This is a genomic window from Deinococcus taeanensis, from assembly GCF_020229735.1.
GTDB classification, from domain to species: domain Bacteria; phylum Deinococcota; class Deinococci; order Deinococcales; family Deinococcaceae; genus Deinococcus; species Deinococcus taeanensis.
This window is the reverse complement of the sequence record NZ_CP083455.1, coordinates 2,668,057-2,692,679: the sequence shown is the minus strand read 5'-3', so window position 1 is coordinate 2,692,679 and position 24,623 is coordinate 2,668,057. Positions and strand designations below refer to the sequence as shown.

27 protein-coding genes and 1 riboswitch are annotated in these 24,623 nt (G+C 69.0%); of the genes, 14 read left to right on the top strand and 13 right to left on the bottom strand.

Translation table 11 applies throughout. The annotated features are described in order from the left end of the window. Positions 1–1,827, bottom strand: coding sequence for a tRNA uridine-5-carboxymethylaminomethyl(34) synthesis enzyme MnmG (gene mnmG / locus LAJ19_RS12960; protein ID WP_225476164.1), 1,827 nt, complete (start codon positions 1,825–1,827; stop codon positions 1–3). Between the two features lie 110 nt (positions 1,828–1,937). On the opposite strand from mnmG, the gene LAJ19_RS12955 reads away from it, so the two are divergent. The 7 genes from LAJ19_RS12955 (at position 1,938) to LAJ19_RS12925 (ending at position 8,671) form a co-directional block, all read left to right on the top strand. Continuing rightward, positions 1,938–3,539, top strand: coding sequence for an aminotransferase class V-fold PLP-dependent enzyme (locus LAJ19_RS12955; RefSeq protein WP_225476163.1), 1,602 nt, complete (start codon positions 1,938–1,940; stop codon positions 3,537–3,539). 211 nt (positions 3,540–3,750) lie between these two features. After that, the gene (locus LAJ19_RS12950) at positions 3,751–4,869 is read left to right on the top strand and encodes a thiamine pyrophosphate-dependent dehydrogenase E1 component subunit alpha (RefSeq protein WP_225476162.1); all 1,119 of its coding nucleotides are present in this window, start codon (positions 3,751–3,753) and stop codon (positions 4,867–4,869) included. Next, positions 4,866–5,885 (top strand): alpha-ketoacid dehydrogenase subunit beta, encoded by a 1,020-nt coding sequence (locus LAJ19_RS12945; protein ID WP_225476161.1) that lies wholly within the window; start codon positions 4,866–4,868, stop codon positions 5,883–5,885. Before LAJ19_RS12950 ends, LAJ19_RS12945 begins: the two co-directional genes overlap by 4 nt. Before the next feature lie 26 nt (positions 5,886–5,911). Beyond that, positions 5,912–6,145 carry a hypothetical protein gene (locus LAJ19_RS12940; protein WP_225476160.1) on the top strand — a complete coding sequence of 78 codons (234 nt, stop codon included), beginning with the start codon at positions 5,912–5,914 and terminating at the stop codon, positions 6,143–6,145. A gap of 28 nt (positions 6,146–6,173) precedes the next feature. Then, positions 6,174–7,646: a dihydrolipoamide acetyltransferase family protein gene (locus LAJ19_RS12935; RefSeq protein WP_225476159.1), complete on the top strand. Its 1,473-nt coding sequence runs from the start codon at positions 6,174–6,176 to the stop codon at positions 7,644–7,646. Between the two features lie 112 nt (positions 7,647–7,758). Then, positions 7,759–7,941: a hypothetical protein gene (locus LAJ19_RS12930; protein WP_225476158.1), complete on the top strand. Its 183-nt coding sequence runs from the start codon at positions 7,759–7,761 to the stop codon at positions 7,939–7,941. Positions 7,942–7,945: 4 nt separating this feature from the next. Next, positions 7,946–8,671, top strand: a complete 726-nt coding sequence (locus LAJ19_RS12925; RefSeq protein WP_225476157.1) for a monofunctional DNA glycosylase — start codon at positions 7,946–7,948, stop codon at positions 8,669–8,671. A 250-nt stretch (positions 8,672–8,921) separates the two neighbouring features. Here the strand turns inward: LAJ19_RS12925 and LAJ19_RS12920 are convergent, their stop codons facing one another. Genes LAJ19_RS12920 through def form a run of 3 tightly spaced genes read right to left on the bottom strand, consistent with a single transcriptional unit; the run spans position 8,922 to position 11,156 of the window. Continuing rightward, positions 8,922–9,536 carry a hypothetical protein gene (locus LAJ19_RS12920; protein WP_225476156.1) on the bottom strand — a complete coding sequence of 205 codons (615 nt, stop codon included), beginning with the start codon at positions 9,534–9,536 and terminating at the stop codon, positions 8,922–8,924. A gap of 16 nt (positions 9,537–9,552) precedes the next feature. Continuing rightward, positions 9,553–10,500, bottom strand: a complete 948-nt coding sequence (gene fmt / locus LAJ19_RS12915) for a methionyl-tRNA formyltransferase (RefSeq protein ID WP_225476155.1) — start codon at positions 10,498–10,500, stop codon at positions 9,553–9,555. Then, positions 10,497–11,156: a peptide deformylase gene (def, locus tag LAJ19_RS12910; RefSeq protein WP_225476154.1), complete on the bottom strand. Its 660-nt coding sequence runs from the start codon at positions 11,154–11,156 to the stop codon at positions 10,497–10,499. The genes fmt and def overlap by 4 nt, the downstream gene beginning before the upstream one ends. A gap of 187 nt (positions 11,157–11,343) precedes the next feature. Between def and LAJ19_RS12905 the strand changes: the two genes are divergently transcribed. Next, positions 11,344–12,492, top strand: coding sequence for a tetratricopeptide repeat protein (locus tag LAJ19_RS12905; RefSeq protein ID WP_225476153.1), 1,149 nt, complete (start codon positions 11,344–11,346; stop codon positions 12,490–12,492). A 54-nt stretch (positions 12,493–12,546) separates the two neighbouring features. Here LAJ19_RS12905 and LAJ19_RS12900 read toward each other — a convergent pair whose 3' ends face one another. Genes LAJ19_RS12900 through LAJ19_RS12890 form a run of 3 tightly spaced genes read right to left on the bottom strand, consistent with a single transcriptional unit; the run spans position 12,547 to position 13,504 of the window. Beyond that, the gene (locus LAJ19_RS12900) at positions 12,547–12,951 is read right to left on the bottom strand and encodes a hypothetical protein (RefSeq protein ID WP_225476152.1); all 405 of its coding nucleotides are present in this window, start codon (positions 12,949–12,951) and stop codon (positions 12,547–12,549) included. 56 nt (positions 12,952–13,007) lie between these two features. After that, complete coding sequence (locus tag LAJ19_RS12895; protein ID WP_225476151.1) at positions 13,008–13,226, bottom strand: hypothetical protein; 219 nt, start codon at positions 13,224–13,226, stop codon at positions 13,008–13,010. 2 nt (positions 13,227–13,228) lie between these two features. After that, positions 13,229–13,504, bottom strand: coding sequence for a hypothetical protein (locus LAJ19_RS12890; protein WP_225476150.1), 276 nt, complete (start codon positions 13,502–13,504; stop codon positions 13,229–13,231). 122 nt (positions 13,505–13,626) lie between these two features. Between LAJ19_RS12890 and LAJ19_RS12885 the strand changes: the two genes are divergently transcribed. The 3 genes from LAJ19_RS12885 (at position 13,627) to surE (ending at position 16,376) form a co-directional block, all read left to right on the top strand. Continuing rightward, positions 13,627–13,857 carry a hypothetical protein gene (locus LAJ19_RS12885; RefSeq protein ID WP_225476149.1) on the top strand — a complete coding sequence of 77 codons (231 nt, stop codon included), beginning with the start codon at positions 13,627–13,629 and terminating at the stop codon, positions 13,855–13,857. Positions 13,858–14,321: 464 nt separating this feature from the next. Continuing rightward, positions 14,322–14,765: a response regulator gene (locus LAJ19_RS12880; protein ID WP_225476148.1), complete on the top strand. Its 444-nt coding sequence runs from the start codon at positions 14,322–14,324 to the stop codon at positions 14,763–14,765. 831 nt (positions 14,766–15,596) lie between these two features. After that, positions 15,597–16,376 carry a 5'/3'-nucleotidase SurE gene (surE, locus tag LAJ19_RS12875; RefSeq protein WP_225476147.1) on the top strand — a complete coding sequence of 260 codons (780 nt, stop codon included), beginning with the start codon at positions 15,597–15,599 and terminating at the stop codon, positions 16,374–16,376. A gap of 25 nt (positions 16,377–16,401) precedes the next feature. On the opposite strand, the gene LAJ19_RS12870 is transcribed toward surE, so the two are convergent. Beyond that, complete coding sequence (locus LAJ19_RS12870; RefSeq protein ID WP_225476146.1) at positions 16,402–16,647, bottom strand: antibiotic biosynthesis monooxygenase family protein; 246 nt, start codon at positions 16,645–16,647, stop codon at positions 16,402–16,404. Continuing rightward, positions 16,647–17,480 (bottom strand): peptidoglycan DD-metalloendopeptidase family protein, encoded by an 834-nt coding sequence (locus LAJ19_RS12865; protein WP_225476145.1) that lies wholly within the window; start codon positions 17,478–17,480, stop codon positions 16,647–16,649. The genes LAJ19_RS12870 and LAJ19_RS12865 overlap by 1 nt, the downstream gene beginning before the upstream one ends. Positions 17,481–17,546: 66 nt before the next feature. Between LAJ19_RS12865 and truA the strand changes: the two genes are divergently transcribed. Next, positions 17,547–18,377 (top strand): tRNA pseudouridine(38-40) synthase TruA, encoded by an 831-nt coding sequence (truA, locus tag LAJ19_RS12860; RefSeq protein WP_225476144.1) that lies wholly within the window; start codon positions 17,547–17,549, stop codon positions 18,375–18,377. On the opposite strand, the gene LAJ19_RS12855 is transcribed toward truA, so the two are convergent. After that, the gene (locus LAJ19_RS12855; RefSeq protein WP_225476143.1) at positions 18,335–18,799 is read right to left on the bottom strand and encodes a class I SAM-dependent methyltransferase; all 465 of its coding nucleotides are present in this window, start codon (positions 18,797–18,799) and stop codon (positions 18,335–18,337) included. The genes truA and LAJ19_RS12855 overlap by 43 nt on opposite strands. 92 nt (positions 18,800–18,891) lie before the next feature. After that, complete coding sequence (locus LAJ19_RS12850; RefSeq protein WP_225476142.1) at positions 18,892–20,139, bottom strand: cytochrome P450; 1,248 nt, start codon at positions 20,137–20,139, stop codon at positions 18,892–18,894. 81 nt (positions 20,140–20,220) lie between these two features. Between LAJ19_RS12850 and LAJ19_RS12845 the strand changes: the two genes are divergently transcribed. Next, complete coding sequence (locus LAJ19_RS12845) at positions 20,221–20,868, top strand: helix-turn-helix domain-containing protein (protein ID WP_225476141.1); 648 nt, start codon at positions 20,221–20,223, stop codon at positions 20,866–20,868. A gap of 48 nt (positions 20,869–20,916) precedes the next feature. Here LAJ19_RS12845 and aguB read toward each other — a convergent pair whose 3' ends face one another. Both aguB and LAJ19_RS12835 read right to left on the bottom strand, forming a co-directional pair. Further along, positions 20,917–21,804 carry an N-carbamoylputrescine amidase gene (gene aguB, locus LAJ19_RS12840; RefSeq protein ID WP_225476140.1) on the bottom strand — a complete coding sequence of 296 codons (888 nt, stop codon included), beginning with the start codon at positions 21,802–21,804 and terminating at the stop codon, positions 20,917–20,919. Between the two features lie 108 nt (positions 21,805–21,912). Continuing rightward, entirely contained in the window at positions 21,913–22,308 is a 396-nt protein-coding gene (locus LAJ19_RS12835) for an Ig-like domain-containing protein (RefSeq protein WP_225476139.1), read from the bottom strand. Between the two features lie 341 nt (positions 22,309–22,649). Then, positions 22,650–22,734, bottom strand: a riboswitch (cyclic di-GMP riboswitch). A 270-nt stretch (positions 22,735–23,004) separates the two neighbouring features. Here LAJ19_RS12835 and thrC point away from each other — a divergent pair. Further along, on the top strand, positions 23,005–24,432 hold the full coding sequence (gene thrC / locus LAJ19_RS12830) for a threonine synthase (protein ID WP_225476138.1): 1,428 nt from the start codon (positions 23,005–23,007) through the stop codon (positions 24,430–24,432). The last annotated feature ends 191 nt before the right edge of the window (positions 24,433–24,623 follow it).

Sequence of the window (24,623 nt, the reverse complement as noted above, 5' to 3'; positions counted from 1 at the left end):
TCAGGTTTCCCGTGAAGCACCCTCTGTTCTACCAGGTGCGCCACGCTGGCGGAGAAACACCAGCAGGGCACTCAGGTCCGCGTGCCGCACGCCTGAAATCCGGCTGGCCTGGTCCACGGTGCGAGGCTGTGCCTGGGTAAGTTTTTCGCGCGCCTCATTGGACAGCGAGGGAATACTGGAAAAATCCAGGCCTTCCAGACTCAGCTCCCTCGCCCGGTCCTCGGACTTCAGCTGCTGCTCGGCGCGCCGGATGTAACCGGCGTATTTCACCCGGATCTCCACCGCCTCGCGCTCGGCTGGCGCCATCGCGGGCAGCACAAAGCCCATTGCCTCCACATCGGGCAGGCTGAATTCCGGTCGGCGCAGCCAGGCGTCCCCCGTCTGTCCCTGGATGCGCTGCGCGCTCAGGGCGTTCATACCCGCCTGGACCCGCGCGTACTTGGCCTGAACGCGCCTCAGTTCAGTGGCGTCCACAAGCCCGAGCGCATGCCCCAGCGGCGTCATGCGCTCGTCGGCATTGTCCTGCCGCACCAGCAGACGGTGCTCGACGCGGCTCGTCATCATGCGGTACGGCTCACTGCTGCCCTTGAAGACCAGTTCGTCCAGCAGCACCCCGATATACCCGGTCTCCCGCCCGATCATCTGTTCAGGCTCATTCAGAGCCCGGCGCGCCGCCGCCGTCCCGGCGATGAGCCCCTGGGCGGCAGCCTCTTCATAGCCGCTTGTGCCATTGATCTGGCCGGCCGTGAAGACGCCGGGCAACAGCTTCGACTCAAGATTCAGCGTGAGCTCGGTGGAGTCCACCACGTCGTACTCCACGGCGTACGCATAGCGCTGAATAACCGCCTGCTCAAAACCTGGAAGGGTCCGCACCAGCTGATCCTGCAGGTGCGGCGGCAGGGAGGAACTGAAGCCCTGCAGGTACACCTCGCTGGTTTCCACTCCGTCCGGCTCGACGAACAGCAGGTGCCGGTCGTGATGGGCGAAACGCACCACCTTGTCTTCAATGCTGGGGCAGTACCGGGGTCCCAGGCCTTCGATGTCCCCAGCGAACATCGGGGACTCGTGCAGATTCTCCTGAATCAGGCGGTGGGTGTCCGGAGTGGTGTGCGTCTGCCAGGTGGGTGACGTCGCCGCCCGGGGTCCTGGCGTTCCTGTGAAGCCCCGCGGGGCCGGGTCGGCCGGGATCTCCAGCAGCGCCGCAAAGTTCACCGCGTCGGCCCGCACGCGGGGTGGCGTGCCGGTCTTGTAGCGCTTGAGCACGTGCCCGGCGCGTGCCAGCGGAGCGGAGAGGAACCGGGAAGGCGGTTCACCCTGGCGGCCCTCGGCGCGTGACTGCCGGCCGTACCACGTAACGCCTCGCATGAACGTCCCGGCCGCCACCACCACCGACCGGGCAGGCAGGCGCCGGCCATCCGTGGTCACGACCCGCCAGCCGCCCAGGCCGTCCTCTTCGAGGTCCGCAGCCTCGCCCCGCAGAATGTCGATGTTCGGATGCTCGAAAATGACGTCCTGGGCCCGCTCGGCGTAGGCGTCCCTTTCGTTCTGCACCCGCAGGGACTGAACAGCCGGTCCCTTGCTGGCATTCAGCATGCGGGTGTGAATGGCTGTCTCATCGGCCAGCCGGCCCATCAGGCCTCCCAGGGCCTGCAGCTCGAACACAAGCTGGCTTTTGCCCGGGCCGCCCACGGCCGGGTTACAGGGCATGCGGCCTACCGTGGCCGGATTGCTGATCAGCAGGGCCACGCGGGCGAACTTTGCAGCGGCCCACGCCGCTTCCAGTCCCGCGTGCCCACCACCAATGACAATGACATTCCAGCCGTTCATCAGCCCACCAGTGTAGCGCCTCTCCGGCAGGCGCAGCGTAAGCCGCACCCTGATCGGACTGCCCGATCAGGCCCGTTGAGGGCCGGGGGACCTGACCCCTACCATGAGGCATGGAGTTTGCCCAGCTGCGCGCCGATCTGATCGGTTCCGACACCCTGATTCACACGCCGTTCGGGGAGCGTCGCGTCACCTACGCCGATTACGTCGCCTCTGGCCGGGCGCTGCGCAGCGTGGAGGACCGGATTGCTACGCTGGCCCTGCCGCTGTACGCCAACACGCACACCGAGGACAGTGCCACGGGCGCGCACTCCACCCACCTGACCCACCAGGCCGCCGAGTACATCAAAAGTCAGCTGGGAGGTGACCCCAGCTGCAAACTGGTGTTCTGTGGGTCTGGCAGTACGGCCGCTGTGCGGCGCCTTCAGGACATCCTGGGGCTGTCAGTGGCGGCCCAGCACCGCAGTGCAGTGCTGGCGGCCCTGCCTGCCGGGCAGCGGCCCGTGGTCTTCGTGGGGCCCTATGAGCATCACAGCAACGAGATCAGCTGGCGCGAAACGCTCGCCGAGGTCGTTGAAATTCCCCTGTGCGAGAAGGGCAACCTGAATCTGGAGGCTCTGGTGGACGCCCTGAAGGACCCCCGCTACGCCGGGCGGCCCCGGATCGGGTCGTTCAGCGCGGCGAGCAACGTCACTGGCCTGCTCACCGATACGCGGTCCGTGGCGCGCATCCTGCATGCCCACGGCGCGTATGCCTTCTTCGATTTTGCGGCGAGTGGGCCGTACGTACCGATCGATATGAAGCCCGGGCGGCCCGACGGGTACGACGCAGTGTTCCTCAGCCCGCACAAGTTCGTGGGGGGCCCCGGTACGCCGGGTCTGCTGTGCTTCCGGGAGGAGCTGTACCGCCTGCAGGTGCCCAGCACGCCGGGGGGCGGCACGGTGCGTTTCGTGAACCGGGAGCGGCAGATCTATGTCGAGGACATCGAGGTGCGCGAGGACGCCGGAACGCCCGCCATTCTGGGCAAAATCCGCACGGCCCTGGCCTTCCGCGTGAAAGCGGACCTGGGAACGGAGCAGCTGACTGCCCGTGAGCATGACCTGTACGCCCGGGCCCTGGCCCGGCTTCGGCCCAACCCACGCGTGCAGTTGCTGGGCAACCTGGACGCGCCGCGCCTGGCGTTCCTGTCGTTCCTGACGTTCACAGGAGGTGGGCTGCAGCTGCATCCGCGGCTGGTGGTGCGGCTCCTGAATGACCTGTTCGGGATTCAGGCCCGTGGTGGCTGCGCGTGTGCCGGGCCGTATGGACACGTGCTGCTGAACGTGGATGACCAGACGAGCGAGCGGTACATGCAGTGCGCCCTGAATCACGTGGACGGCGTGAAGCCGGGCTGGACGCGCCTGAACCTTGCGCCGTGGGCCACGGATGACGAAGTGGAGTTCCTGCTGGCCGCCGTGGAATTTGTGGCGGAGTACGGCGAACGGTTCGTTGCGCAGTACACTTTCGACTGGATGAGCGGGGCCTGGACCCACCCGGGTGACCGGGCGCCCCTCGATCTGTTTGGTGAGCTGCGGCCTGCCCGCGCGGTCGGGCCGGTGCCGTACGCCGCGTATCTGGAAGAGGCGCGCACTTTGGCAGAGAGGCTGGGGCCGGCGGGGGAGGGGAGAGCTGTTCCGGCGCATGTGCCGGCAGACCTGGTGTTCTTCACCACCTGACGCTTCTGTCGTCCAGGGTGAATGGACGGCACTGCGCGATGGGGCGGGCAACAGCGCCGCCCGCCGGATCTGTGCCTCACGCCAGGGAGGCCGCCCCTCCCGGCTGGAGGACAAACCGTCTAAAATGCCTAACGAGCGTTTGCTAGACAGATTGATTCCGGCGCAGCCCCCGCGCACGCGCGCACCTGTACCGGTCAGGAGGCACCAGCCCATGATTCAACCCTTCACCCCCGAGCCCATCCGCTTCGTCGCGGAAGACGGGACGCCGGTGCAGCCCCTCCCGGAACGCTTCACACCGGACGTGCTGCGCGAACTGCACGGCCTGATGCTTCAGGCCCGCGAATTCGACCGCAAACTCATCACCCTGCTCCGGCAGGGCCGCACCACCTTCTACGCGCAGTCCAGCGGCATGGAAGCCACCCAGGTCGGCCTGGCCCGCTCCATTCGCGTCGGGCACGACTGGGTCTGGCCGTACTACCGCGACCACACCCTGGGCCTCGCCATGGGCGTGCCCATGGACGAGCTCATCAGCCAGTGCCTGGGCACCAACAGCGACACCTGCCGCGGCCGCCAGATGCCGCACCACTTCGCGGCCAGGCGGCAGAACTTCGTGTCCATCAGCTCCTCCATCGCGTCGCAGGTGCCGCCCGCCGCCGGCAACGCAATGGCGCAGAAGTACCTCGGGGTGGATGAGATCACCGTCTGCACCTTCGGAGACGGCGCCACCAGCGAAGGCGACTGGCACGCCGGCATGAACATGGCCGGCGCCGCCCAGGCCCCCGCCCTGTTCGTCTGCGAGAACAACCAGTGGGCCATCAGCACCAGCATCCGCGAGCAGACGGCCAGCGAGACCATTCACATCAAGGCCAGGGCGTACGGCATGCCCGGCTACTACGTGGACGGCAACGACATCATTGCCGTGATGGAAGTCTGTGCGCACGCCGCCGGGCAGGTCCGCGCCGGGCACGGCCCCGCGCTCGTGGAATGCCTGACCTACCGTGTTGGTTCGCACAGCAACGCCGATGCCGACGCGGAGAAGCACTACCGCACCCGCGAGGAGGTCGACGCCTGGCTGGCCCGCGATCCCATCACCCGCCTTGAGAAGCTCCTGGAGCACCTCGGCCACCCGGTCAGCGCCGAGGAGCGCGCCGCCCTGATCGCCCGCACCCACCGCGAGGTGGACGAACAGGTCCTCAGGGCCGAAGCGACCGGGCAGCCCGACTGGCGCATCATGTTCGAGGACGTGTACGCCGACCTGCCTGATCACCTGCGCCAGCAGGAGGCGTTCCTGCGCGCCGAACAGAGCGCGGGTCAGGGCGGGCGCGCATGACCGCCACCCAGGACCGCCCCGAGATGACCCCCATGACCAGCGGCCGCACGATCAACCTCATTCAGGCCGTAACCGAGGCCATCGCCGAGGAGATGGAGCGCGACAGCCGCGTCGTGCTGTTCGGCGAGGACGTCGGCGCACGCGGCGGCGTGTTCATGGCGACGGCCGGGCTGCAGGAACGCTTCGGCAAGCACCGCGTGTTCGACACGCCTCTCAGCGAGGCCAGCATCGTGGGCGCCGCCGTGGGCATGGCCGTGCGCGGCCTGAGGCCCATCGCGGAGATTCAGTTCGCGGACTACATGGGTCCCGGCTTCGATCAGATCATCTCGCAGGCGGCCAAGATCCGCTACCGCAGCGGCGGGCAGTTCACGGCGCCTATGGTTATCCGCACGCCTTCAGGCGGCGGCGTGAAGGGCGGGCACCACCACAGCCAGAGCCCCGAAAGCTACTACACGCACACCCCGGGCCTGAAAGTCGTGATGCCCAGCACCCCCTACGACGCGAAAGGACTGCTCAAAGCAGCGCTGCGGGGCGAGGACCCCGTGATCTACTTCGAGCCCAAGCGCCTGTACCGCGCCGCCAAGGGCCAGGTGCCGGACCACGATTACACCGTGAAACTCGGCGAGGCCGCCATCCGCCGCGAAGGCAGCGACCTGAGCCTCATCGGGTACGGCGGCGTGATGCCCGACCTTGAGAAAGCCGCCGACGCCCTGGGCGCCGAGGGCGTGAGTGTGGAGGTCATTGACCTGCGCTCCCTGGTCCCCTGGGACCGCGACCGCGTGCTCACCAGCGTTCAGAAAACCGGGCGGGCCGTGCTGGTCAGCGAAGCACCCCGCATCAGTAATTTCATGGGCGAGGTCGCGTACGTCATTCAGGAACAGGCGTTCGACTTCCTCACCGCGCCCGTCGGGCAGGTGGCGGGGTTCGACACGCCGTACCCGTACGTGCAGGACAAGGTGTACCTGCCCGGCGCGAACCGCATCGTGGCGGCGTGCGTGCAGGCCCTGAACTACTGAAGCCCCGACCCATTAAGCTCCGTTCCATGCGACCTGACCTGCTGCGCCCCCTGCTGGGCACCCTGGGCCTGCTGATCGGCTTCACGCTGTACGCCCTGGCCGGCAAGCTGAGCCAACCCTGGCAGAGCCTCGCCATCGGCGGCATGTTCGCCGCGCTGGGCCTCAGCGCCTGGGTGTACGCCCGCGGCGAACGCTGGATTCAGGTCCTGGGCCTTCTCCTGATCATCTACGGACTGCTGCGCGCCACCGTGCTGCGCTGAACGTCCCCTGCTCCAAGTGAGGTCACCTATGAAAGAAGTGCTGTTGCCTGAACTCGCCGAGAGTGTCGTCGAGGGTGAAATTCTCAAATGGCTCGTCCGGGAGGGCGACACCATTGCCCTCGAACAGCCGCTGTGCGAAGTCATGACCGACAAGGTCACCGTGGAACTGCCCAGCCCTGTGGCGGGCGTGCTCAGCAAACGGCTTGCGGGGGAAGGCGACGTGGTGGCCGTTCACGCGGCCATCGCCCTGATCGACGAAACCGGCGGCGCGGGCGCCCCCAGCGCCACGCAGGGCGTCCAGGCGAGCGCCGGCAACGGCCCGGCGGTGGCGTTGCCCCCGCAGGCGCAGGAAGAACGCGAACAGGTGGGCGGCAGCATTGTGGAAGCCGGACACCTGCACAACAAGGCCGACGACGACTCCAGCAGTCTCTTCAAGGCGTTCTCCAGTGATGAGAAAGTGCAGGTGCAGGGCCTCGGCCAGCGCCAGGCGGCGCCTCAGGCCGCGCCCGCGCAGCCCGCGGCGCGCCCCGACGGCCGCGTGCTGGCTGTGCCCGCCGCACGCCAGCTGGCCCGCGAACTGAACCTCGACCTGACGCAGGTGCGCGGCAGCGGCCCCAACGGCCGCGTCCGCGTCACGGACGTCCTCGCGCACCAGGGGCAGGGCAACGCCGTCCCCGCGCCCACCCCGCCAGCTGCCCCGGCTCTGTCCACCCCGGCCGCCCCCACCAGGACCCCCGCCGCCGGGGGGCTGCCTGTCCCCCCCGTGCAGTACCGCACGCCCAAAGGCTACGAGCACCTCGAAGAGCGCGTGCCGCTGCGCGGAATGCGCCGCGCCATCAGCAACCAGATGGTCGCCAGCCACCTGTACACCGTCCGCACCCTGACCGTGGACGAGGTCAACCTCAGCCGGCTCGTGGCGTTCCGCGCCCGCGTGAAGGACGACGCTGCGGCGGCCGGCGTGAAGCTCTCGTACCTGCCGTTCATCTTCAAGGCCGTCGCTGCGGCGCTGCGCAAGTACCCCAGCCTGAACAGTTCCTTCGACGAGGCCACGCAGGAGATCGTGCACAAACGCTACTTCAACATCGGCATGGCTGTCGCCACGGACGCCGGCCTGACTGTGCCGGTTCTGAAGGACGTCAACCACAAGAGTATCTTCGACCTCGCGCGTGAGGTGACCGACCTCGCCGGCCGCGCCCAGGCCGGGAAGCTCCAGGCCGACGAACTGGCTGGCAGCACCTTCAGCATCACGAACATCGGTTCCATCGGTGCGCTGTTCTCCTTCCCGATCATCAATGTGCCCGACGCCGCCATTCTCGGCGTGCACTCGATCCAGAAACGCGCCATCGTGGACGAGCACGACAACATCGTCGTGGCGCACATGATGTACCTGAGCCTCTCCTTCGATCACCGCCTCGTGGACGGCGCCGAAGCCGCCCGCTTCTGCAAGGAAGTCATCCGCCTGCTGGAGAACCCTGACCGGCTGATGCTCGAAGCGATGTAAACCTCTTGACAGTGAAGGCGGCTCCTCGCATCAGGGGCCGCCTCCACGCACATGAAGGGCCCCTGAGGCCCCTCGCATCCCCGCACCCGAACTGCCGGGCAAGCTGAAAGGCATGACCGACGATCAGAAAACCGGGTACGACCCCGCCAACCAGTCCCCCGCCGAAGGTCAGCGTCAGGACATTCCCGAACAGGCGCGCGGCAAGGACCCCGACATTGATCCAGCCGCGAAACCCGACCCGGCCGAAGGCGGGCGCGACGAGGTCGAAGGGGACAGCACCCCCCAGCAGTCCTGAGGCCATGACCACCCCCGCTCCCCTGAACGCGGCCCGCCCCGAACCGGAGCGGGCCGAACTGCTCACCTGGGTAAAAGACCAGCTGCGCGCCGAGTACGGCGAACGGCCCCTCGACCCCCGCCGCGACCCGATGCACGAACTGATCAGCACCATCCTGTCCCAGCGCACCAACTGGCGCGACGAGGATGCCGCCTACCAGGAACTTCGCGCGCTCGGAAACTGGGACGACATCATCGCCGCGCCCACCGACGCGGTCGCCCACGCCATCCGCCGCAGCAACTACCCGGAAAGCAAGGCGCCGCGGATCCAGCAGGCCCTGATTGCCATCCGGGATTCCCCCAGCGGCTACAACCTCGATTTTCTGCGCGACCTGCCCGTCAAGGACGCCCTGAAGTGGCTCACCGACCTGCCCGGCGTGGGCATCAAGACAGCCAGCCTGGTGCTGCTGTTCAACTACGCCCGGCCGGTGTTCCCGGTCGATACTCACGTGCACCGCACCACCACCCGCATGGGGGCCATCCCAAAAATGGGGGAGCAGGCCGCGCACCGCGCGCTGCTGAAACTCCTGCCGCCCGACCCGCCCTTTCTGTACGAGCTTCACGTGAACCTGCTGCGCCACGGGCAGCGCGTCTGCACCTGGCACCGGCCGAAATGTGGGGCGTGCGTCCTGCGTGAGCGCTGCGACGCCTACGCCCAGTACGGCGAGCACGTGCCCAGCTGGAAGGGTTGAATGCCCGGCCGGGCGCCGCCTGCTCAGCTTCCTGAGCGGCGTTCAGCTGCGTTCCTGCTGGCCTGCGCGCGGGCCAGCGCTGCGCCGTCTTCACGCGCCTGCTCGATCAGCGCCAGGCTGCCCGGCCCCCTTCCCTCAGAACGCAGTGAACCCAGCGGTGTTCCCGTGCCGCCCGCGGCGGTGTGCCGCCAGTAGGCGTCGAGGAAAGCCATCAGGGCCAGGCAGGTCTGCTGGTCCTCCGGCCGCATGGTTACCCGCGTTCGCGTTCGCGCAGAATCAGCTGAATCAGCCCCAGCAGGACAAGTTCGTCGTCCTGGCCGCCGCGCGGCTGAAGTTCCTCCACCGTGAAGCGCCGCGCGAACACGCTGCGTTTCTTATGCACCCGGTACGCCGCCTGCCCAGCGGTGTCCGTGACGGTGTACGTGGGGTTCACGAGGTAGTCGAAACCCATGGCGATAAAATCCCCGACGAACGGAATGGCGTCCAGAAGGCCCTCGATGACGCCCAGCCACGGATGATCGTCACGAATGGTGAACCGGCCCTCACCGTCTGGGCCAAGCAGGTCGTAGGCGGCGCCCCACAGGGTTCGCATGCCCTGTGCCTGCAGCGCCCCGACCGGGGAGCCGTCCGTACGCTCGATCAGGCGCCGCGCCTTCCAGTCGAGCGCGCCGGCCATGAACCCGCGGGCTTTCATGCGGTGCGTCTGCACCTGCTTGTGCTCATCGCGGAACACCCGGACCTCGTCCCGCACACTGAAGGTCTTTTCCTTCACCACGGCCACCAGCTGGCCGCCCGCGTCGGTGACCCGAAGCTCGGTGAAAAGACTGAACTTGAATTCCAGGGTCAGCGGAAAGGTGAGGCTCATGGCCCCGGGTACGCCCTCAGGAGGCGGGGGGTTCCCAGAGGTCCAGCCGCGCCCCGCGCGTGACCCCCGACGCCTGCGCCCAGGTGGCCGCCGGCAGCGCCTTGCGGGCCTCCGGCTGCACCGTGCGGATCAGCACGGCCGCCTCACCCGCAGCGACCGTCACGCCCCCCGCGGTGACGTTCAGCACCTCGCCGGGCGCCCCCTGGCCGTCCGTGACGCTCAGGCCACCCAGCTTCAGCCGCGCGCCCCCCAGAAACGCTGTCGTCTGCGGCCACGCCGCCACGCCCCGGGAGCGGTTCACAATCTGGCGCGCGGTGTCAGCCCAGCGCACGAACCCGTCCTCCTTGACGAGCATGGGGGCGTGCGTGGCGCGCGCGTGGTCCTGCGGAGTGGGGGAGAGGGCGTCCAGACTGGCGAGGGCCTGCACGATCAGGCGCGCCGCCTGCGAGCTGAGCGCGTCCGCGAGTTCCACACTGGTCCACTCCGGCGCGATAGGCAGCGGCTCCTGCAGGAGAATGGGGCCGGTGTCCATGCCCTCGTCCGTCTGCATGATGGTCGTGCCGGTCACGCTCTCCCCGCGGATCAAGGCCCACTGAATCGGCGCGGCCCCCCGGTAGGCGGGCAGCAGACTGGTGTGCGTGTTCAGAAACCCGAAGCGCGGCACCGTGAGCACGCTGAGCGGCAGGATCTTCCCGTACGCGCAGGTGACGGCGACCTCTGCCCCCGAGTCACGCAGCTGCGCTTCGAAGGCCGCGTTGCCCCGCAGTTTCCGGGGCTGTGCGAGTGGCAGGCCCAGCTCGGCGGCGCGCGCAGCGACAGGCGGCGGCGTGAGTTTCAGGCCCCGCCCGACCGGTTTGTCCGGCTGCGCGACCACCAGCGTCACTTCAAACCGTGCGCGGATGGCCTCCAGCACGGGCAGCGCGAATGCCGGCGACCCGAAAAACGCCACGCGGGGCGCGGTCAAAGGCTCGCCTCTTCCCGCCGCTGCCGCTCACGCAGCGCAAGGTCATTCAGGAACGCGCGGGACTTCTGCTGAATCGCCAGCAGTTCCCTGCGGTAGTCCTCGGTCACCTCCGGCGGCAGGCGGTCCAGGAACATCACGCCGTCGAGGTGATCAGCCTCATGCTGAAACACCCGGGCGAGGTAATCATCAGCCTCTATCACGCGCGCCTGGCCGTCCAGATCGGTGTAACTCACCTGCACTGCCCGCGCCCTCGGCACGCCCTCCTCGTAGATGCCCGGAATGCTCAGGCAGCCCTCCTGGTACGAGCGGTCCTTTTTCTTGTCCATGACCTTCAGGGTCGGATTGAGCATCACGTACTCGCGCAGCACGCGGGACTTCAGGGGCTTTTCCTGCCCTTCGTTCTCCTCCTCGTCATCCTCGTACTCCACGGCCACGAACAACCGCACGGGTAGACCGATCTGCGGCGCGGCGAGCCCCACGCCATGCGCCTCGAACATCGTTTCGAGCATGGTGTCCGCCACCTGCCGCACCGTCTGCGGGCCGAAACCCGGGACGGTCAGCAGATCCGTGGCATGCAGAGGCTTGGCTTTACGGCGCAGCACCGGGTCGCCGTACAGGCGCAGGGGATACACGCGGGGGGCAGCAGGGTCCGTCACAGTACTCCTGTTTTACCAGACCGCTCCGCGCCCGACCCTGACCCGCCTCCCATAGTCACCTCCCGGCAAGGGGCGCGGAAGATGAAGTCACCCTTACCCAAGTGGCCACCCGGGCGTCAGGCGGACCTGCTTGCATGACCGGGAGACCATCCACCCCCCTTCCGCCCCTTTCCTGAAAGGAGTACGCATGCGTTCCCTGACCCTGCTGCTGGCCCTGACCGGCACCCTGACTGCCCACGCCCAGACGACCCCCGGTGCCCCCTCGGCGCCCGCGCAGGCGGCGCCGCAGAGCGCCGCCGCGCACGCCACCACCGCCCGCACCCTGGCCGAGCGGGCGCGCGCCGCCTACCCCAGAGGCAGCGCGAACATCGATCAGCCGCTCTGGAAACAGGCCGCCGCCGCTGCCGAGGCCGCCGTCGCTGCCGCACCCGACAACGCCGACTTTCTGAAACTCCGCGCGGAGATCTACACCGAGGTGCGCTTCTGGCGTCAGGCGGAACTTGCCTGGAACGCCTACTTCAAGGTGGCGCCCGCCACCCAGAACGCGGCTGAGGCGACAAGCGCCGCGAACGTGCAGTACAACCTCGGCTACGCCGCGTACACCCGCAACCAGCCCGATCAGGCCGCCGCGTTCTTCCAGACCTGCCTGACCCTCGACCCCCGCAGCGCCCAGTGCGCCGCCTGGGCCGCCCGCACCGCCCTGGAAGCCGGGAACTACACGCAGGCGCAGACCCTGTACGACCGCGCGCTGAGCCTCAACCCAGGCGACAAAACCCTCACGTACTTCCGCAGCCTCAGCGTCAGCGCCGCCCAGTACGGTCCCGCCGCCACCCGCGCCTTCAGCCGCGCCTACGGCGAACTCGACGCCGGGCGCAAGGCGCAGGCGCTCGCCGGCTTCCAGGAAGCGGCACGCAGCGCCCCGAACTTCGCGGACGCGCAGCGCGAAGCCGGCCGGCTGGCCCTGGAACTCGGCAACCCCCAGGCGGCCCTGGAGGCCTACACCGCCCTGAGCGCCCTGCCCAAACCCACTGCCGCCGACCGGTACAACCTCACACTCGCGCAGGAAGCGCAGACCTACGGCCTGACTGCCGTCCGCACCTACCGCGCCGCGTACGCCCGGTACGCCGCGGGCGACAGGACCGCCGCAGAGACCGGCTTCCAGGCCGCCACGCAGCAGAACCCCCGCTACGCCAAAGCGTGGGCGTGGCTGGGCCGCGTCCGCTACGAACGCAAGGACTACGCCGGTGCCAGCGCCGCCTACATGCAGGCCGTGGCACTTGACCCGAACGACAAAAGCAGCGCCTACTACCTGAAACTCTCCCAGCAGGGAAAGTAGAGCCGGCAGGTCACTGAACCGTCCGCGGGGCCTTTCTTCAGGGCCCCGCGCGTGTCAGGACAGCACGCAGCGGTACGTCGCGTCCTGCCAGCTGAACTTCAGCCCGAACAACTTCCAGGTCCCCACCAGCGCCGTGAACGTTACCCGACCCACCGGCGCGCCGCGCGTCACGTACCGCGCGTAGTGCGGCTGAATCTGCGGCAGCGTCCGGCCCACGGCCAGAACCTCCGCGCCCGCCTCGTTCGTCTCCAGCTGCACCACCTGCCAGGACAGCGCCCCGGCCGGCTCGAGCGTCAACGCCGCCGCCAACACTGGTCTGCCCGGCGCACTGCACGCCACGCGCCGCACCTCCACCCCCTGACCGGACGGCGGATGCACCTGCTCCACATGCGTCAGGGCGGGAAAAGCGTCAGCGTCAGCGGTCCCCAGCAGCAGGATCACACACAACAGACCTTTCATGCCTCACCATACGCCCGCAGCCCCCCGCCCATGGACGATGCCGCCCCGGGCGCTGCTCAGGCTCCGAAACCCAGATCCTGCGCCGTTCCCAGCGCCTTGCGCGCACCGTCAAGGTACGGCCCGGCATGCTCCACAATCCCCAGGTCACTGAGAAACAAGGACGCCTGCTGCATGGCCACCTCGCCGGCCTGTTCCGCAGAATGCCCCTGCAGCCCAGCCATCGCGTACCACGTGGCCGCCACCTGACGCACCATGGCGAAAATGACGCTATCCACGATCAGCCGTCCGCCCGCAGGGCCGGCCGCAGGAACGCCATGTGCCCCTGGTAGTACCGGTGATGCTTGCGGGTCGAAGGGTACTCCTGGATGCGCCCCTGCATCACGCCATACGCCGTGTTCACCTGCACGTCACACTGACCACCGTTGGCCGCGCAGGCCTCCACCACAGCCTCCACGTCAGACAGCAAAGTGCCCCGCGGCAGACCATGCGCGTCCGTGATGATAGTCAGGCGCTTGGTCGGGCCCACCTCATACTGTCCCTGAAGAAGAAGCATGCTCCATCCTAGACGTTCCCGCACCAGACAACTGCAAGGGCTGAACTTTAACGGGACCCGCCAGCGGGCATACTGACCAGGAACGGCGAATCACCCAGCGCCGAAAGGGGAGAGGTGCGTCAATGACCGCATTAACCGAACTGAGTTTCTCATGGGTGCCCGGCACCATGGACCGCGTCCGCTTCACCATCGAGCACCGCACCTACACCGTGTACCTCCGCGACGTGAAACGCCAGACCGTTCACAGCGACAGCGCCCTGTACCTCAAAGGCCGTGTGGTTCTGCCCGTCACCTCCAAACACCTTGGTGAACTGATGGGCCGCCTCTCGCTGGGCCACATCGCTACGCCCTGAACTCCCCGCGTGAGCGCCGGGAGGCGGCCACGCGGATAACACGACTTTCAACCAGGGGCGGCCAGTGGGCCGCCTTCAACCATGCGCAACAGCGAGAGTCCAGCGCCTCACGAACAGTCCAGGCTGAACCGGTCGTGTGCCCCCTGCTTCAAAAGAGCCGGCATGCGCCCTCGCGGCCCCCAGAGCACCTGCCTGGAGACACGCTGAGTGCAGTTCGCCGGGCTTCTTCTGACGCAGCTCAGACGTCCCCGCAGAGCCTTCGGGGCACGCCGGGGCCACCACGCAGCACCCCCTCAACGGCACAGCCGCACCATGATGCACTTGCCCGTACCGCGCTTCAGACGTCCGCCCGGCCAGCCTGGGTGCGTGCCCGCGCCCGGCGAGCAGGAGCAGGCACCTCCCCCAAGAGGGGCACCGGTACATCCGCACAGCCGCACGTTCGTAAAGGCCTACCATAAGGTGTCATGGCCAGCGCCCACCCCACCTCACTGTCCATCCTGCTCGTGGACGACAATGCCGCGGACCGCATGCTGGCCAAAGAGGCCTTCGCCATGCTGCCGGACAAGGCGGCCGTGCACCTGTGCTCCACAGGTCCGGAAGCCCTGGCCTGGCTGCGCAGCGACGAACAGCCCCTTCCGGACGTCGTGATTCTGGACGTGAACATGCCCGGAATGACCGGCCTGGAGGTGCTGCAGGCCATCCGTGAGGACCCGGCGCTGCGGCTCCTGCCGGTGGTGATGCTCACCACCTCCGATCAGCCCACGGACATCCGGCGGGCCTACGACCTCGCAGCGAGTTCCTACTGGGTGAAAGAAGCGGACTTCTCGCGGTTCCTGGCGCAGATTGAAGATTTCGTGGGCTTCTGGCAGCACGCCCGCTTCCACGGGCGCTCCTCAGGCAACACCTGAACCGGGCCAGAGTGCGGCCCCAGGTGCGCCCGCCGGGGCGACGGCACACCGCAGGCCAATAAGGTCCGCCCGCTGTGCCCGGGACTGGCTGTTCAGGGCGTCCGGCGTGGGAACAGTGCACCTCCTGCTTTGCCTCTTGTCGCGGGACGAGCCGCGCTGTTCGCAGCTGGAGCCCGTGCGCTGACGCCACGCCTCTTGTCGAGGGACGAGCCGCGCTGTCCGCAGCTGGAGCCCGTGCGCTGACGCCACACCGACTGAGAGTTGATCTGTTTCAGGAGCCCACAGCCTGAAGGGCTCGGCGGCCCTTGCCAGCAGACCACTGGAGTTTCTCGTGCAGGGCGCGTGGGGGCGACCCCTTGCGGTCCTGGAGCGGCAGGACGCCGCTGCGGCGAATCCGGCGCAATCCCGCCACCCTACGACCCTGCTCCGCTGCAACGTGAACGCGGCGACGGCGCTGCTGGACGTGTGGAGCGGAGCAACCGGAGCCGCGTCAACCGGGTCGTGCGGGCCGGGACACCAGGACGGCCCTCAGCGCTGTGGAGCAACGGGTCGCGGAAGGGGAGCCCGCACCTGCCTCACCATGCACGGTAAGAAGGCACTGCAAAGACATCCCGGAGCCTGGGGTTCAGTGGCCGATGCTGGCTCAGCACCTGTGTGACCGGTCAGCCCCCGGATTCCGGCGGCCCTGAAGGTCCCTACCGGCGCGGGCCAGGTCGCTCCGGAGGGTGTGGGGACTGCCGGACCGGAAAGCGTTTCCTGGCAGGGGAGGCTCAAGGTTCTCCATGGCGAAGTCCGCATGCGGCCGCGCTGCCCCTGGCGCTACCCTGCGGCATGGCAAGCACCGGAAGTCGGAAATTAATCCTGGTCGCGAATGACGACGGAATTTTCAGCCCTGGCATCAAGGCCCTGGCCCTCGCCATGAGCACCTTCGCGGATGTGGTCGTGAGTGCACCGGACGTGGAACAGAGCGCCGTGGGTCACGGCATCACGATCCGCCGTCCACTGCGGTTCAAGCACACGGCCAGCGCCGGCTTCGGTGACATTCCCGCATACCGGGTGGACGGGACGCCCGCCGACTGCGTGGTACTGGGCGCTCACCTGACCGGGCCGCCCGACCTGGTGGTCAGTGGCATCAATCTGGGTCCGAACCTGGGGGATGACCTCACCCATTCCGGTACGGTCGCCGCCGCTATTGAGGGCATGACCCTGGGCGTACCCTCGCTGGCATTCAGCCAGCAGGCCACGCCGGCCGGCGAGTATGATTTCGCGCCGGGCGCCGCCTATGCCGCGCGGCTGGCCCAGGAGGTTCTTGAGCGCGGTCTGCCCCCGCGCACGCTGCTGAACGTGAATTTCCCTGCTGGAATGCCCCGCGGCGTGAGGGTCACGCGGGTGGGGGAGCACCGCTGGGAGGACACCATCGTGACCCGGCAGGACCCTGAGGGACGCGACTACCACTGGGTGGCCGGCACCAGCCGCGCGGCAGACGCGCACGACGACACCACCGATTACGGCGCGGTGAATGCCGGGTACATCAGTGTCACGCCCGTGCGCATCGACCTGACTGCCCGGGACCTGATGGGTGAACTCAGCGCGTACCTGCCTGACCTGTAGGCCGGGCGCAGGGTGCCTGGGTGGATCACCCGGGCAGCTGGGCAGCCTGCACCTGGAAGACCCAGGCGCGCACGCCATCCGGAACGGGCAGCGGGGGGACCTCGCCGGCCCAGCGGCTGGCGACGAGCGTCAGGCCCGGCTGCGCGGGTGACAGGAGCAGCTCCGCACCCAGGAAGCCCGGGTGGCCCGCCAGGGCAGTCAGGAACGCGTGGAGGGCCGCGCGAGCCGCCTCGCCATGCCCTTCGGCGTAGTGCACGTGCGCGGCAGGCATCAGTACAGGCTCAGCGGGTCATGCGGATCCCAGCGGAGGTACGTGCCGAAGTGCAGGTGCGTGCCGGTGCTGCGCCCGGTGTTGCCGACCCGCCCCACCGGCTGTCCCTGCACGACCAGCTCCCCGACCTTCACGAGATTCGTGCTGAGGTGGGCGTACCGGGTGATCCAGCCGTCGGGGTGCTCCAGCACGACCGTCCACCCCCAGCCGCGTTCGAAGTCCGGGCGGGATTCCAGCACCCGCCCGGAACGCGCCGCGCGGACCGGCGTGCCCTGCGGCGCCACGATGTCCACGCCGTAGTGCATTTCGGCTTCGCCTTCCAGCACGCGCTCTCCGTAGCCGCTGCTGATCGCGTGATGTCCGGGCAGCGGCCACGCCCACGCGCTGGCGCGGGTGCTGGCCGCGCGGATCGTGACGCGGTTCGCGGCGGGCGCCGTGCGGGCCGGAATCACCAGTTTCGCCCCGGCCCACAGGGCCTTTCCGTTCCGGTAGGCGGGGTTGGCACTGAGCAGCTGCGTCAGGTTCAGGCCGTAGCGCGCGGCGATCACGGTGAGGTTCTCCCCGCTTCTGACGGTGTGCGTGCGCCGGGCCGCAGCGCCGCTGCGGGCAGGAGCGCCCCGGCCCGGCGCGGGCACGGTCAGGACCCAGCCGGCCTGCACGGCGTCCGCGTTCTTCAGGTGGGGATTCGCGGCGCGCAGTTGCGACACGCTGATACCGGCCCGCACGGCGATGCCGCTGAGCGTGTCGCCGGACTGCACCCGGTACGATCCTGCGGCGAGAGCCCCGCCGGACAGCAGCGCCGCCACGCACACCCACTTCCGCACGCTCTGCATCGCGAGGCAGCATATCGCCTGCACCGTGCTCGGGCCGTGAGAAAGCCTACGCTACCCTGAGAACGCATGACTGCACCCCGCCTGTTCCTTCCAGACGACCGGCCTGACTTCCGCCCTCCGGAGCGGCACCGGCGGCTGCGCCTGACGGTCGCGTGGGACGGCACGCCGTACGCAGGGTGGCAGTCCCAGCCGAACGCGCCGAGTGTGCAGGACACCCTGCACGAGGCGCTGAGGCGACTGGGTGGCGGAGCGTTCCGGCCGGTCGCTGCGGGCCGCACGGACGCTGGCGTGCACGCAGAGGCGATGCCGGCGCACGTGGACGTCCCGGAAACCTTCCGCGTGCCACCCGGGCGGCTGGCGCGGGCGCTGAACGCGTACCTGCCAGCGAGCGTGGCCGTGCTGGCTGCCGCGGACGCCCCGGAGGGCTTTCACGCGCGGTTCGCCTGCACGGAGCGGCAGTACGTGTACCGGCTGCTGGTGCACCCGCAGCGTCACCCCCTGTGGCACGCGCGGGCCCTGCACATCCCGCACCCCCTGAACGTGACGGCCATGAACGCCGCCGCCGCTGCCCTGACCGGCACGCACGACTTTGCGGCGTTCGCCACGCAGGAGGACCGTCAGACGGTCCGGGACCTGCGGCACCTGCACGTGCAGCCTGGACCGCTGATCTGGGAGGTGACGGTGCACGGGGAGAGTTTCCTTCGGCACATGGTCCGGGGCCTCGTCGGCACGCTGCTGCTGGCCGGCCAGGACCGCCTGGATCCCGACGACGTCCGCGCCATCCTGAACAGCCGCGCACGCTCGCGCGCCGGTGCGAACGTGCCGGCACACGGCCTGGCCTTCACCGGCGCCGTTTACGCCGGGCTGAGCGGCGACGGCGCGGCCAGCACCACGTAACGTTCCTCCCGGTACGGCAGGCCGCCCGGCCCGGCGTGGGCGTCCCAGTCGGGAACCCGCGCGGGCTCGTTCATCCATTTGCAGCGCGTCACCCAGTCTGCCCGGGTGGGCACGCGGGCCGGGACGCTCACGCGCCACTCGCCCTGCACGGCCCAGCCCACTGCGGCCAGCCGTTCCGGCACCGCCGGGACGGTCCGGCGCGGACCCACGTCCAGGAATGCGGCGTCCGGCGCGGCGAGTTCAGGCAGGCGCAGAATCACCGACGTGGGCCCCCGGCGGGACACGATCAGGTCGAATGGGCCGCGCAGGGGCATGGGGATCACACCCCTGCCGTTCCAGGTGTGAAACGCGGCGTACGGCGCATTGCTCCGCGCCTGCGCCACCAGTTCTGGCACCGCGTCATACCCCACCCAGCGGGCCACGTTCGCGCCGAAGCGGGCGGCATCCGGCCCGTGCCCACGCCCGGCACCTCCCGCCGCGCCCGGGGGTAGGCCAACGCCACGGTCAGCTCGGCTCAGCCGTTCAGGCGCACACGAAGTTCCAGCGGGCCGCGCAGCACGTGGTTCGGCTTGAACGGCGGGCGCGGGTCGGTCACGCGCAGTTGCGGAAAGCGCGTGGCGAGGGCGGCGTACACCTCCGCAATTTCCAGGCGCGCCAGGGACGCTCCCAGGCAGTAGTGGGCGCCCGCGGCGAAGGCCAGGTGCCGGGCACTGTTCGGGCGGTCCCAGTCGATCCGCGCGGGGTCCGGGAACACCTCCGGGTCGCGGTTCGCGGCGGCCAGCATGGTCTGCACGTGCGTGCCTGCCGCGAGCGGCACCTCGCGGCCTCCGGCGCCCGGCACGGTCAGGGGGGCGGCCAGGGTACGGCCGTCGAGTTGCACGGGTGACACCACGCGCAGCAGCTCATCGGGAACGTTCGGGTGGTCGGGCCGGGCGGTCAGGGCGGTCCACGCGCCGGGCTGCGTGGCGAGTTCCAGCAGGCCGCCTGGAATGAGGTTGCTGGTCGTCTCGTGCCCGGCGGCAAGCAGCAGCGCGGCGTTCGAGAGCAGTTCAGCGCTGCTCAGGCGCTCCCCGCCGTCCTCGGCGGCGGCCAGGGCGCTGAGCAGGCCCGGGCGCGGGTGGGCGCGCAGTTCGTCCGCGAGGTCCCGGAAGTACGTGCTCATCTCCCGGGCGTCCGCTTCCAGCCGCGCCATCAGCTCCGGGGTGTGGCCGTCACCGGCGAGCAGGTCCGCGACGCTCTGTGTCCAGCGGATGAATTTCGCCTCGTCGTCTCCCTCCAGGCCCAGCATGTGCATGATCACCCGCGCGGGCAGCGGCGCCGCGAAGGTCGCCACGAGATCCACCTCCTGGTTGTGGGGCAGCCCGGCCAGCAGGTCGCTGACCAGTGCGCGCACCAGTTCGCGCTGCTCGGCAACCACGCGCGGCGTGAACGCCGACTGCACCAGCCCCCGCAGCCGCTGGTGCGACACGCCGTTGTGAAACAGCATCATGGGCTGCAGCAGGCGCAGACTGGCGGTGTCGGCCGGGACCTGCGAGATGATCGCTCCGCTGCGCGCCGCCGGGGAACGCAGGAGGGCACTGTTCGCCGCGTGTGACGTCACGAACGCGCTGCCCCACTCGGGCGCGGCCACCACCCCGGAGGGGTCCAGGGCGCGCACCGCCTCGTACCCAGGCTGCGGATCGCGGTACGCGCCTGGGTTCCACAGGGCCTGAAGGGTCGCCTGCACGTGCGCCTGCCGGGCGCTCAGGGTGGGGGTGGTCATGCCCCAGCGTGGGCGCGTCTCTACTCGACCCGCAAGGCGTCCGGTCGAGTAGAGACCGGCCGGGCGGGTTACGCTGCGTGCATGCCGCGACCCTGGACGCGCGTCGAGGACCCGCTCGCCGCCCGCCTGTGCCTGACCCCCGAGTACACCCTGCTGCTGCACGCCCTGATGACCCAGGACTATGCGGCGGCGGCCCTGGCCCGCCACTGCGGGCGGGCGCTGAACGCCACGCACCACCGCCTGGGCCGCCTCGTGCAGGCCGGACTGGTGCAGGTCACGCGCCAGACGGAGCGCCGGGGCCGCCCCATCAAGCACTACCGCGCGGTCGCCAGCGCGTTCCTGATTCCCTACCACCGCACGCCGCTGAGCAGCCTGGAAGCGCTGATCGCGCTGCACGAGGACACCTTCAGCGCCCGCTTTCACCACGCGGTCGTGCAGGCCGGCGCGTGCCTGGTGCAGCGTGACGAGGACATCGCCGTGCGCCTGTACACCACACCCACCGGCGTGACCATGGACATCACGCCCCGCGCCGACGCCTTCGACCTGCTGGACCTGCTGCGCGAGGACGCCCCGCCGCTGACCGCCCACTGGGGCACCCTGCACCTCACCCGGGAGGACGCCAAGGCCCTGCAGCGTGACCTGCACGACCTCCTCACCCGCTACGCGGGCCGCAGGGGCCCCGGCCGCTACCTGTACCGGCTGAACCTCGCGCCGGAAGCCGCCGAATAACGGCCCGGGGCAGACGGGGATGACACCCCAGTCTGCTCCCGGCTGGCTCTACCCGCGCCGGGTCACGCCGTCGGTGGTGAGCAGCGGCCCGTACAGTTCCGGCCGGCGGTCCCGGAAGAAGCCCATTCCCGCGCGGAATCTGCGCGCCTCGCGCAGGTTCAGGGTGTGCAGCAGCGGCCCTTCCTCCGTCTCCCCGAATTCTGCGACGATCTCCCCGGTGTAGTCACTGACGAACGTGTGACCGTAGTACGACTGCGTCAGGTCCCCCACGGTTTCCGACCCGATCCGGTTGGCGGCCGCCACGTACGTGCTGTTGCTCACCGCGTGCCCGATCATGGCCCGCTGCCACATGTGGTGGCTGTTCGGGCTTTCCACCTCGGCCGGTTCCGTGCCGATGGCCGTGGGGTACAGCAGGAAATCCGCACCCTGAAGCATCATCACGCGCGCCGTCTCCGGGTACCACTGGTCCCAGCAGATGCCCACCCCGACCCGGCCGAAGCGAGTGTGCCACACGCGGAACCCCGTATCCCCGGGATTGAAGTAGTACTTCTCCTCGTACCCCGGGCCGTCCGGGATGTGGGTCTTGCGGTAGTTGCCCAGCACGCTGCCGTCCGCGTCGATGCACACCAGCGAGTTGTAGTGCGCCTGCCCGGCCGCCTCGAAGTACGACAGGGGCAGCACCACGCCGAGTTCCTGCGCCAGCGCCTGAAACCGCCCGATAAACGGGTGTCCGTCCAGGGGGTGGGCCAGCGCGAAGTAATCCTCGCGTTCCACCTGACAGAAGTACAGGTTCTCGAACAGTTCCGGCAGCAGGATCACCTGCGCGCCCTGCGCCGCCGCGGCCCGCACGTGTCCCATGGCCCGCGTGACGTTGTCTTCCAGCTGATCGGTCACGTGCATCTGCACGGCCGCGAGTTTCACAGTGTCCGGCGTCATGCCCGCAGGGTAAAGGATGCCGCGCGGAGTAAACGTGCCCCGCGGTGAGGGTTCACCCGCCCGGATGCCCACGCGGCGTTCATGCACGCTGCCCGGCGCCCGCAGGCCTTACTGGCCGATCGCCACGGTGAAGGTCTGGGTCTGCTCGCTGACGTTCTGGGCCAGGTCGTACACGCGCACGGTCACGGTGTGCTCGCCGTTGCTGGCGCCCTTGAAGTACTTGGCGTACGAGTTGTAGCTGGTGCTGTCGTCCACGAACTTCTGCCCGTCGATGTTGATCACCACGCGGGACACCCCGACGTTGTCGCGGGTGGCCAGCTGGAAGAACACGTTGCCTTCCTCACGCAGCGTGGCGGGGTGCATCATCATGGACACCGTGGGGGCCTGGGTGTCCGGGCCGGAGCTGCTGACCGTCTGCGCGTGCGTGCTGGCGCTGGGGGTGGCCGTGCTGCCGCAGCTGGTGGCGAGAACAGTGATCAGGACGGTCAGGATCGCGTATTTCATGGGAACTCCCGGAAAGCTTGGTCCAGTGTCCGGCCCCTCCAGCGCGGCGTGAACCGCCGGCGAAAAGCCGTCTGATGAAGTGCCAGCGGAACAGGAGGGTGCCGTCAGGGGCGCGCCGCGGTTCGGGGCTGGGCGGAACTCTGGAGGGACAGGCGAGGCTCGCCTGATCAGATCAGCGGCAGGTCACTGCAGGCCGGGCAGGCAACGCGGTGCGTGCGTGAGGCGCTGGTCTGATTGCCGGGGGGTGAGGACAGCGGTTGTCGGTCGGAACATCTGGGAACTCCTCTTGCGACCAGGGGCGCAGAGTACAGGCCGGGTCATCCTGGGTGAGGATGGTCGGGCAGTCGAAAAGCCGGTCGCACCAATGGCTCCGCGTGTCCCAGGTGCCCGAATACAGGACCACGCTTCATCGCCTCTTCTCGCGTGGGGTTCACCAGCGAGTGCCCTCAGCATGCCGCGCGGCGGCTTACTCACCTGTCACACCCACGTAAATGAACAGCCTGCAAAGAGAGCAGGCGCAGCAGGCCCCGGTCAGGCACCAGAGGGAAGCAGCCGCTGCGCTCCGCTCAGGCCGCCCCCCTGAAATGCCGAGTGCTCTAGCCGCCTGCGCCGCATCCCTCCACCAACCCCGTAAAGTGGCCGCATTCACCGCCCGCCACGCCACACAGCAGCGGCGGGCGCACGGGAGGAACAGGCATGAAGTACGTTTCCACACGCGGCGCGGCCACCCTGGGCCGCTTCTCGGACGTCCTCCTGAGCGGCCTCGCCCCGGACGGCGGGCTGGCCATGCCGGAGTTCATTCCGACCTTCACGCCCGACGAGCTCGAGGCGCTGCGGCCCCTGCCCTACCCGGAACTGGCCCTGCGCATCATGCGGCCCTTCATCGACGACCTTCCCGAGGAGGCCCTGCGCCGGCTGCTGCACGCCACCTACCACCCCGACGTGTTCCACAGCGAGGCGATCACCCCCCTGACCCGCCTGGGCCGCACGGACCTGTACCTGCTGGAACTCAGTAACGGCCCGTCCCTGGCCTTCAAGGACGTCGCCATGCAGTTCCTGGGTCACATCTTTGAGTACGTTCTGGAAACCCGTGACCAGCACCTGAACATCCTGGGTGCCACCAGCGGCGACACCGGCTCCGCCGCCGAGTACGCCATGCTCGGCAAGGCCCGCGTCAACGTGTTCATGCTCTCCCCACACGGCCGCATGAGTGCCTTCCAGCAGGCGCAGATGTACAGCCTGCACGAACCGAACATCTTCAACCTCGCCGTAAGTGGCGTGTTCGACGACTGTCAGGACCTCGTGAAAGCCGTGAACGCCGACGCGGACTTCAAGGCCCGGTACGACATCGGCGCCGTGAACAGCATCAACTGGGCGCGGGTACTGGCGCAGGCCGTGTACTACTTCAAGGCGTACCTCGCGCTGAACCTCCCCGCCGGCACCGAAGCGGACTTCAGCGTTCCCTCCGGCAATTTCGGCAACGTCTTCGCGGGCTTCCTCGCACGCCGCATGGGCCTGCCCATCGGGCAGCTCGTTGCCGCCAGCAACGAGAATGACGTTCTGCACGAGTTCTTCCAGACCGGCGTGTACCACGTCCGGCCCGCCGCGCGGGTTGCCGTGACGAGCAGCCCCAGCATGGACATCGGCAAGGCCAGCAACTTCGAGCGCTTCCTGTACCTCATGGCCGGGCAGGACCCCGAGCAGACCCACACGTGGTGGCAGGCCGTGGCCGAGGGCCGTCCCGTCACAGTGCACGGCACATCCCACTGGGACGCCGTGCAGACCAGCGGCCTGCGTGGCGGGCGCAGCACCCACGCGGACCGGCTCGCCACCATCCGCCGGGTGGACGACGCGTTCGGCCGTCTGATCGACCCGCACACCGCCGACGGGGTGTTCGTTGGGGAGCAGTACGCCCGGCCCGGCGTGCCCATGATCTGCCTGGAAACCGCTCTGCCCGCCAAGTTCGAGGACACCGTGCGCGAGGCGGTGGGCCGCACCCCCGAGCGGCCCGACCGCTTCCACGGGATCGAGCAGGCCGAGCGCTTCTATCAGCTGCTGCCCAACGACGCCGAGACGCTCAAGGCCTTCATCGCGCAGAAGCTCAGGGCCGGCCAGCCGGCCTGAGCCCCGCGCCGCAGCGCCGGCCGGACAGCGGGGCGCTCACCCGAGCCCGGCAGACGGGCCGAACATGCGCCGTGATTCCGGAGAGACGGGCCGTAACGACGGAGCGGCCGCTGCCCTGGCCCACGGCCAGTCCGGACCCCTGAACGTGTCCGCACCGAAAACCAGCCCCCGGCCTGCGGTGGGCGCAAAGC

Bases quoted from the DNA above. Each gene is read 5' to 3' on its own strand.
- LAJ19_RS12885 (WP_225476149.1), top strand. From the start codon at position 13,627: ATGACCGCATTAACCGAACTGAGTTTCTCATGGGTGCCCGGCACCATG.
- LAJ19_RS12950 (WP_225476162.1), top strand. From the start codon at position 3,751: ATGATTCAACCCTTCACCCCCGAGCCCATCCGCTTCGTCGCGGAAGAC.
- thrC (WP_225476138.1), top strand. From the start codon at position 23,005: ATGAAGTACGTTTCCACACGCGGCGCGGCCACCCTGGGCCGCTTCTCG.
- LAJ19_RS12945 (WP_225476161.1), top strand. From the start codon at position 4,866: ATGACCGCCACCCAGGACCGCCCCGAGATGACCCCCATGACCAGCGGC.
- LAJ19_RS12935 (WP_225476159.1), top strand. From the start codon at position 6,174: ATGAAAGAAGTGCTGTTGCCTGAACTCGCCGAGAGTGTCGTCGAGGGT.
- mnmG (WP_225476164.1), bottom strand. From the start codon at position 1,827: ATGAACGGCTGGAATGTCATTGTCATTGGTGGTGGGCACGCGGGACTG.
- LAJ19_RS12955 (WP_225476163.1), top strand. From the start codon at position 1,938: ATGGAGTTTGCCCAGCTGCGCGCCGATCTGATCGGTTCCGACACCCTG.
- LAJ19_RS12865 (WP_225476145.1), bottom strand. From the start codon at position 17,480: ATGCAGAGCGTGCGGAAGTGGGTGTGCGTGGCGGCGCTGCTGTCCGGC.
- LAJ19_RS12890 (WP_225476150.1), bottom strand. From the start codon at position 13,504: ATGCTTCTTCTTCAGGGACAGTATGAGGTGGGCCCGACCAAGCGCCTG.
- LAJ19_RS12880 (WP_225476148.1), top strand. From the start codon at position 14,322: ATGGCCAGCGCCCACCCCACCTCACTGTCCATCCTGCTCGTGGACGAC.
- surE (WP_225476147.1), top strand. From the start codon at position 15,597: ATGGCAAGCACCGGAAGTCGGAAATTAATCCTGGTCGCGAATGACGAC.
- truA (WP_225476144.1), top strand. From the start codon at position 17,547: ATGACTGCACCCCGCCTGTTCCTTCCAGACGACCGGCCTGACTTCCGC.
- LAJ19_RS12930 (WP_225476158.1), top strand. From the start codon at position 7,759: ATGACCGACGATCAGAAAACCGGGTACGACCCCGCCAACCAGTCCCCC.
- LAJ19_RS12920 (WP_225476156.1), bottom strand. From the start codon at position 9,536: ATGAGCCTCACCTTTCCGCTGACCCTGGAATTCAAGTTCAGTCTTTTC.
- LAJ19_RS12900 (WP_225476152.1), bottom strand. From the start codon at position 12,951: ATGAAAGGTCTGTTGTGTGTGATCCTGCTGCTGGGGACCGCTGACGCT.
- LAJ19_RS12870 (WP_225476146.1), bottom strand. From the start codon at position 16,647: ATGCCTGCCGCGCACGTGCACTACGCCGAAGGGCATGGCGAGGCGGCT.
- LAJ19_RS12925 (WP_225476157.1), top strand. From the start codon at position 7,946: ATGACCACCCCCGCTCCCCTGAACGCGGCCCGCCCCGAACCGGAGCGG.
- LAJ19_RS12845 (WP_225476141.1), top strand. From the start codon at position 20,221: ATGCCGCGACCCTGGACGCGCGTCGAGGACCCGCTCGCCGCCCGCCTG.
- LAJ19_RS12905 (WP_225476153.1), top strand. From the start codon at position 11,344: ATGCGTTCCCTGACCCTGCTGCTGGCCCTGACCGGCACCCTGACTGCC.
- aguB (WP_225476140.1), bottom strand. From the start codon at position 21,804: ATGACGCCGGACACTGTGAAACTCGCGGCCGTGCAGATGCACGTGACC.
- LAJ19_RS12835 (WP_225476139.1), bottom strand. From the start codon at position 22,308: ATGAAATACGCGATCCTGACCGTCCTGATCACTGTTCTCGCCACCAGC.
- LAJ19_RS12850 (WP_225476142.1), bottom strand. From the start codon at position 20,139: ATGACCACCCCCACCCTGAGCGCCCGGCAGGCGCACGTGCAGGCGACC.
- LAJ19_RS12940 (WP_225476160.1), top strand. From the start codon at position 5,912: ATGCGACCTGACCTGCTGCGCCCCCTGCTGGGCACCCTGGGCCTGCTG.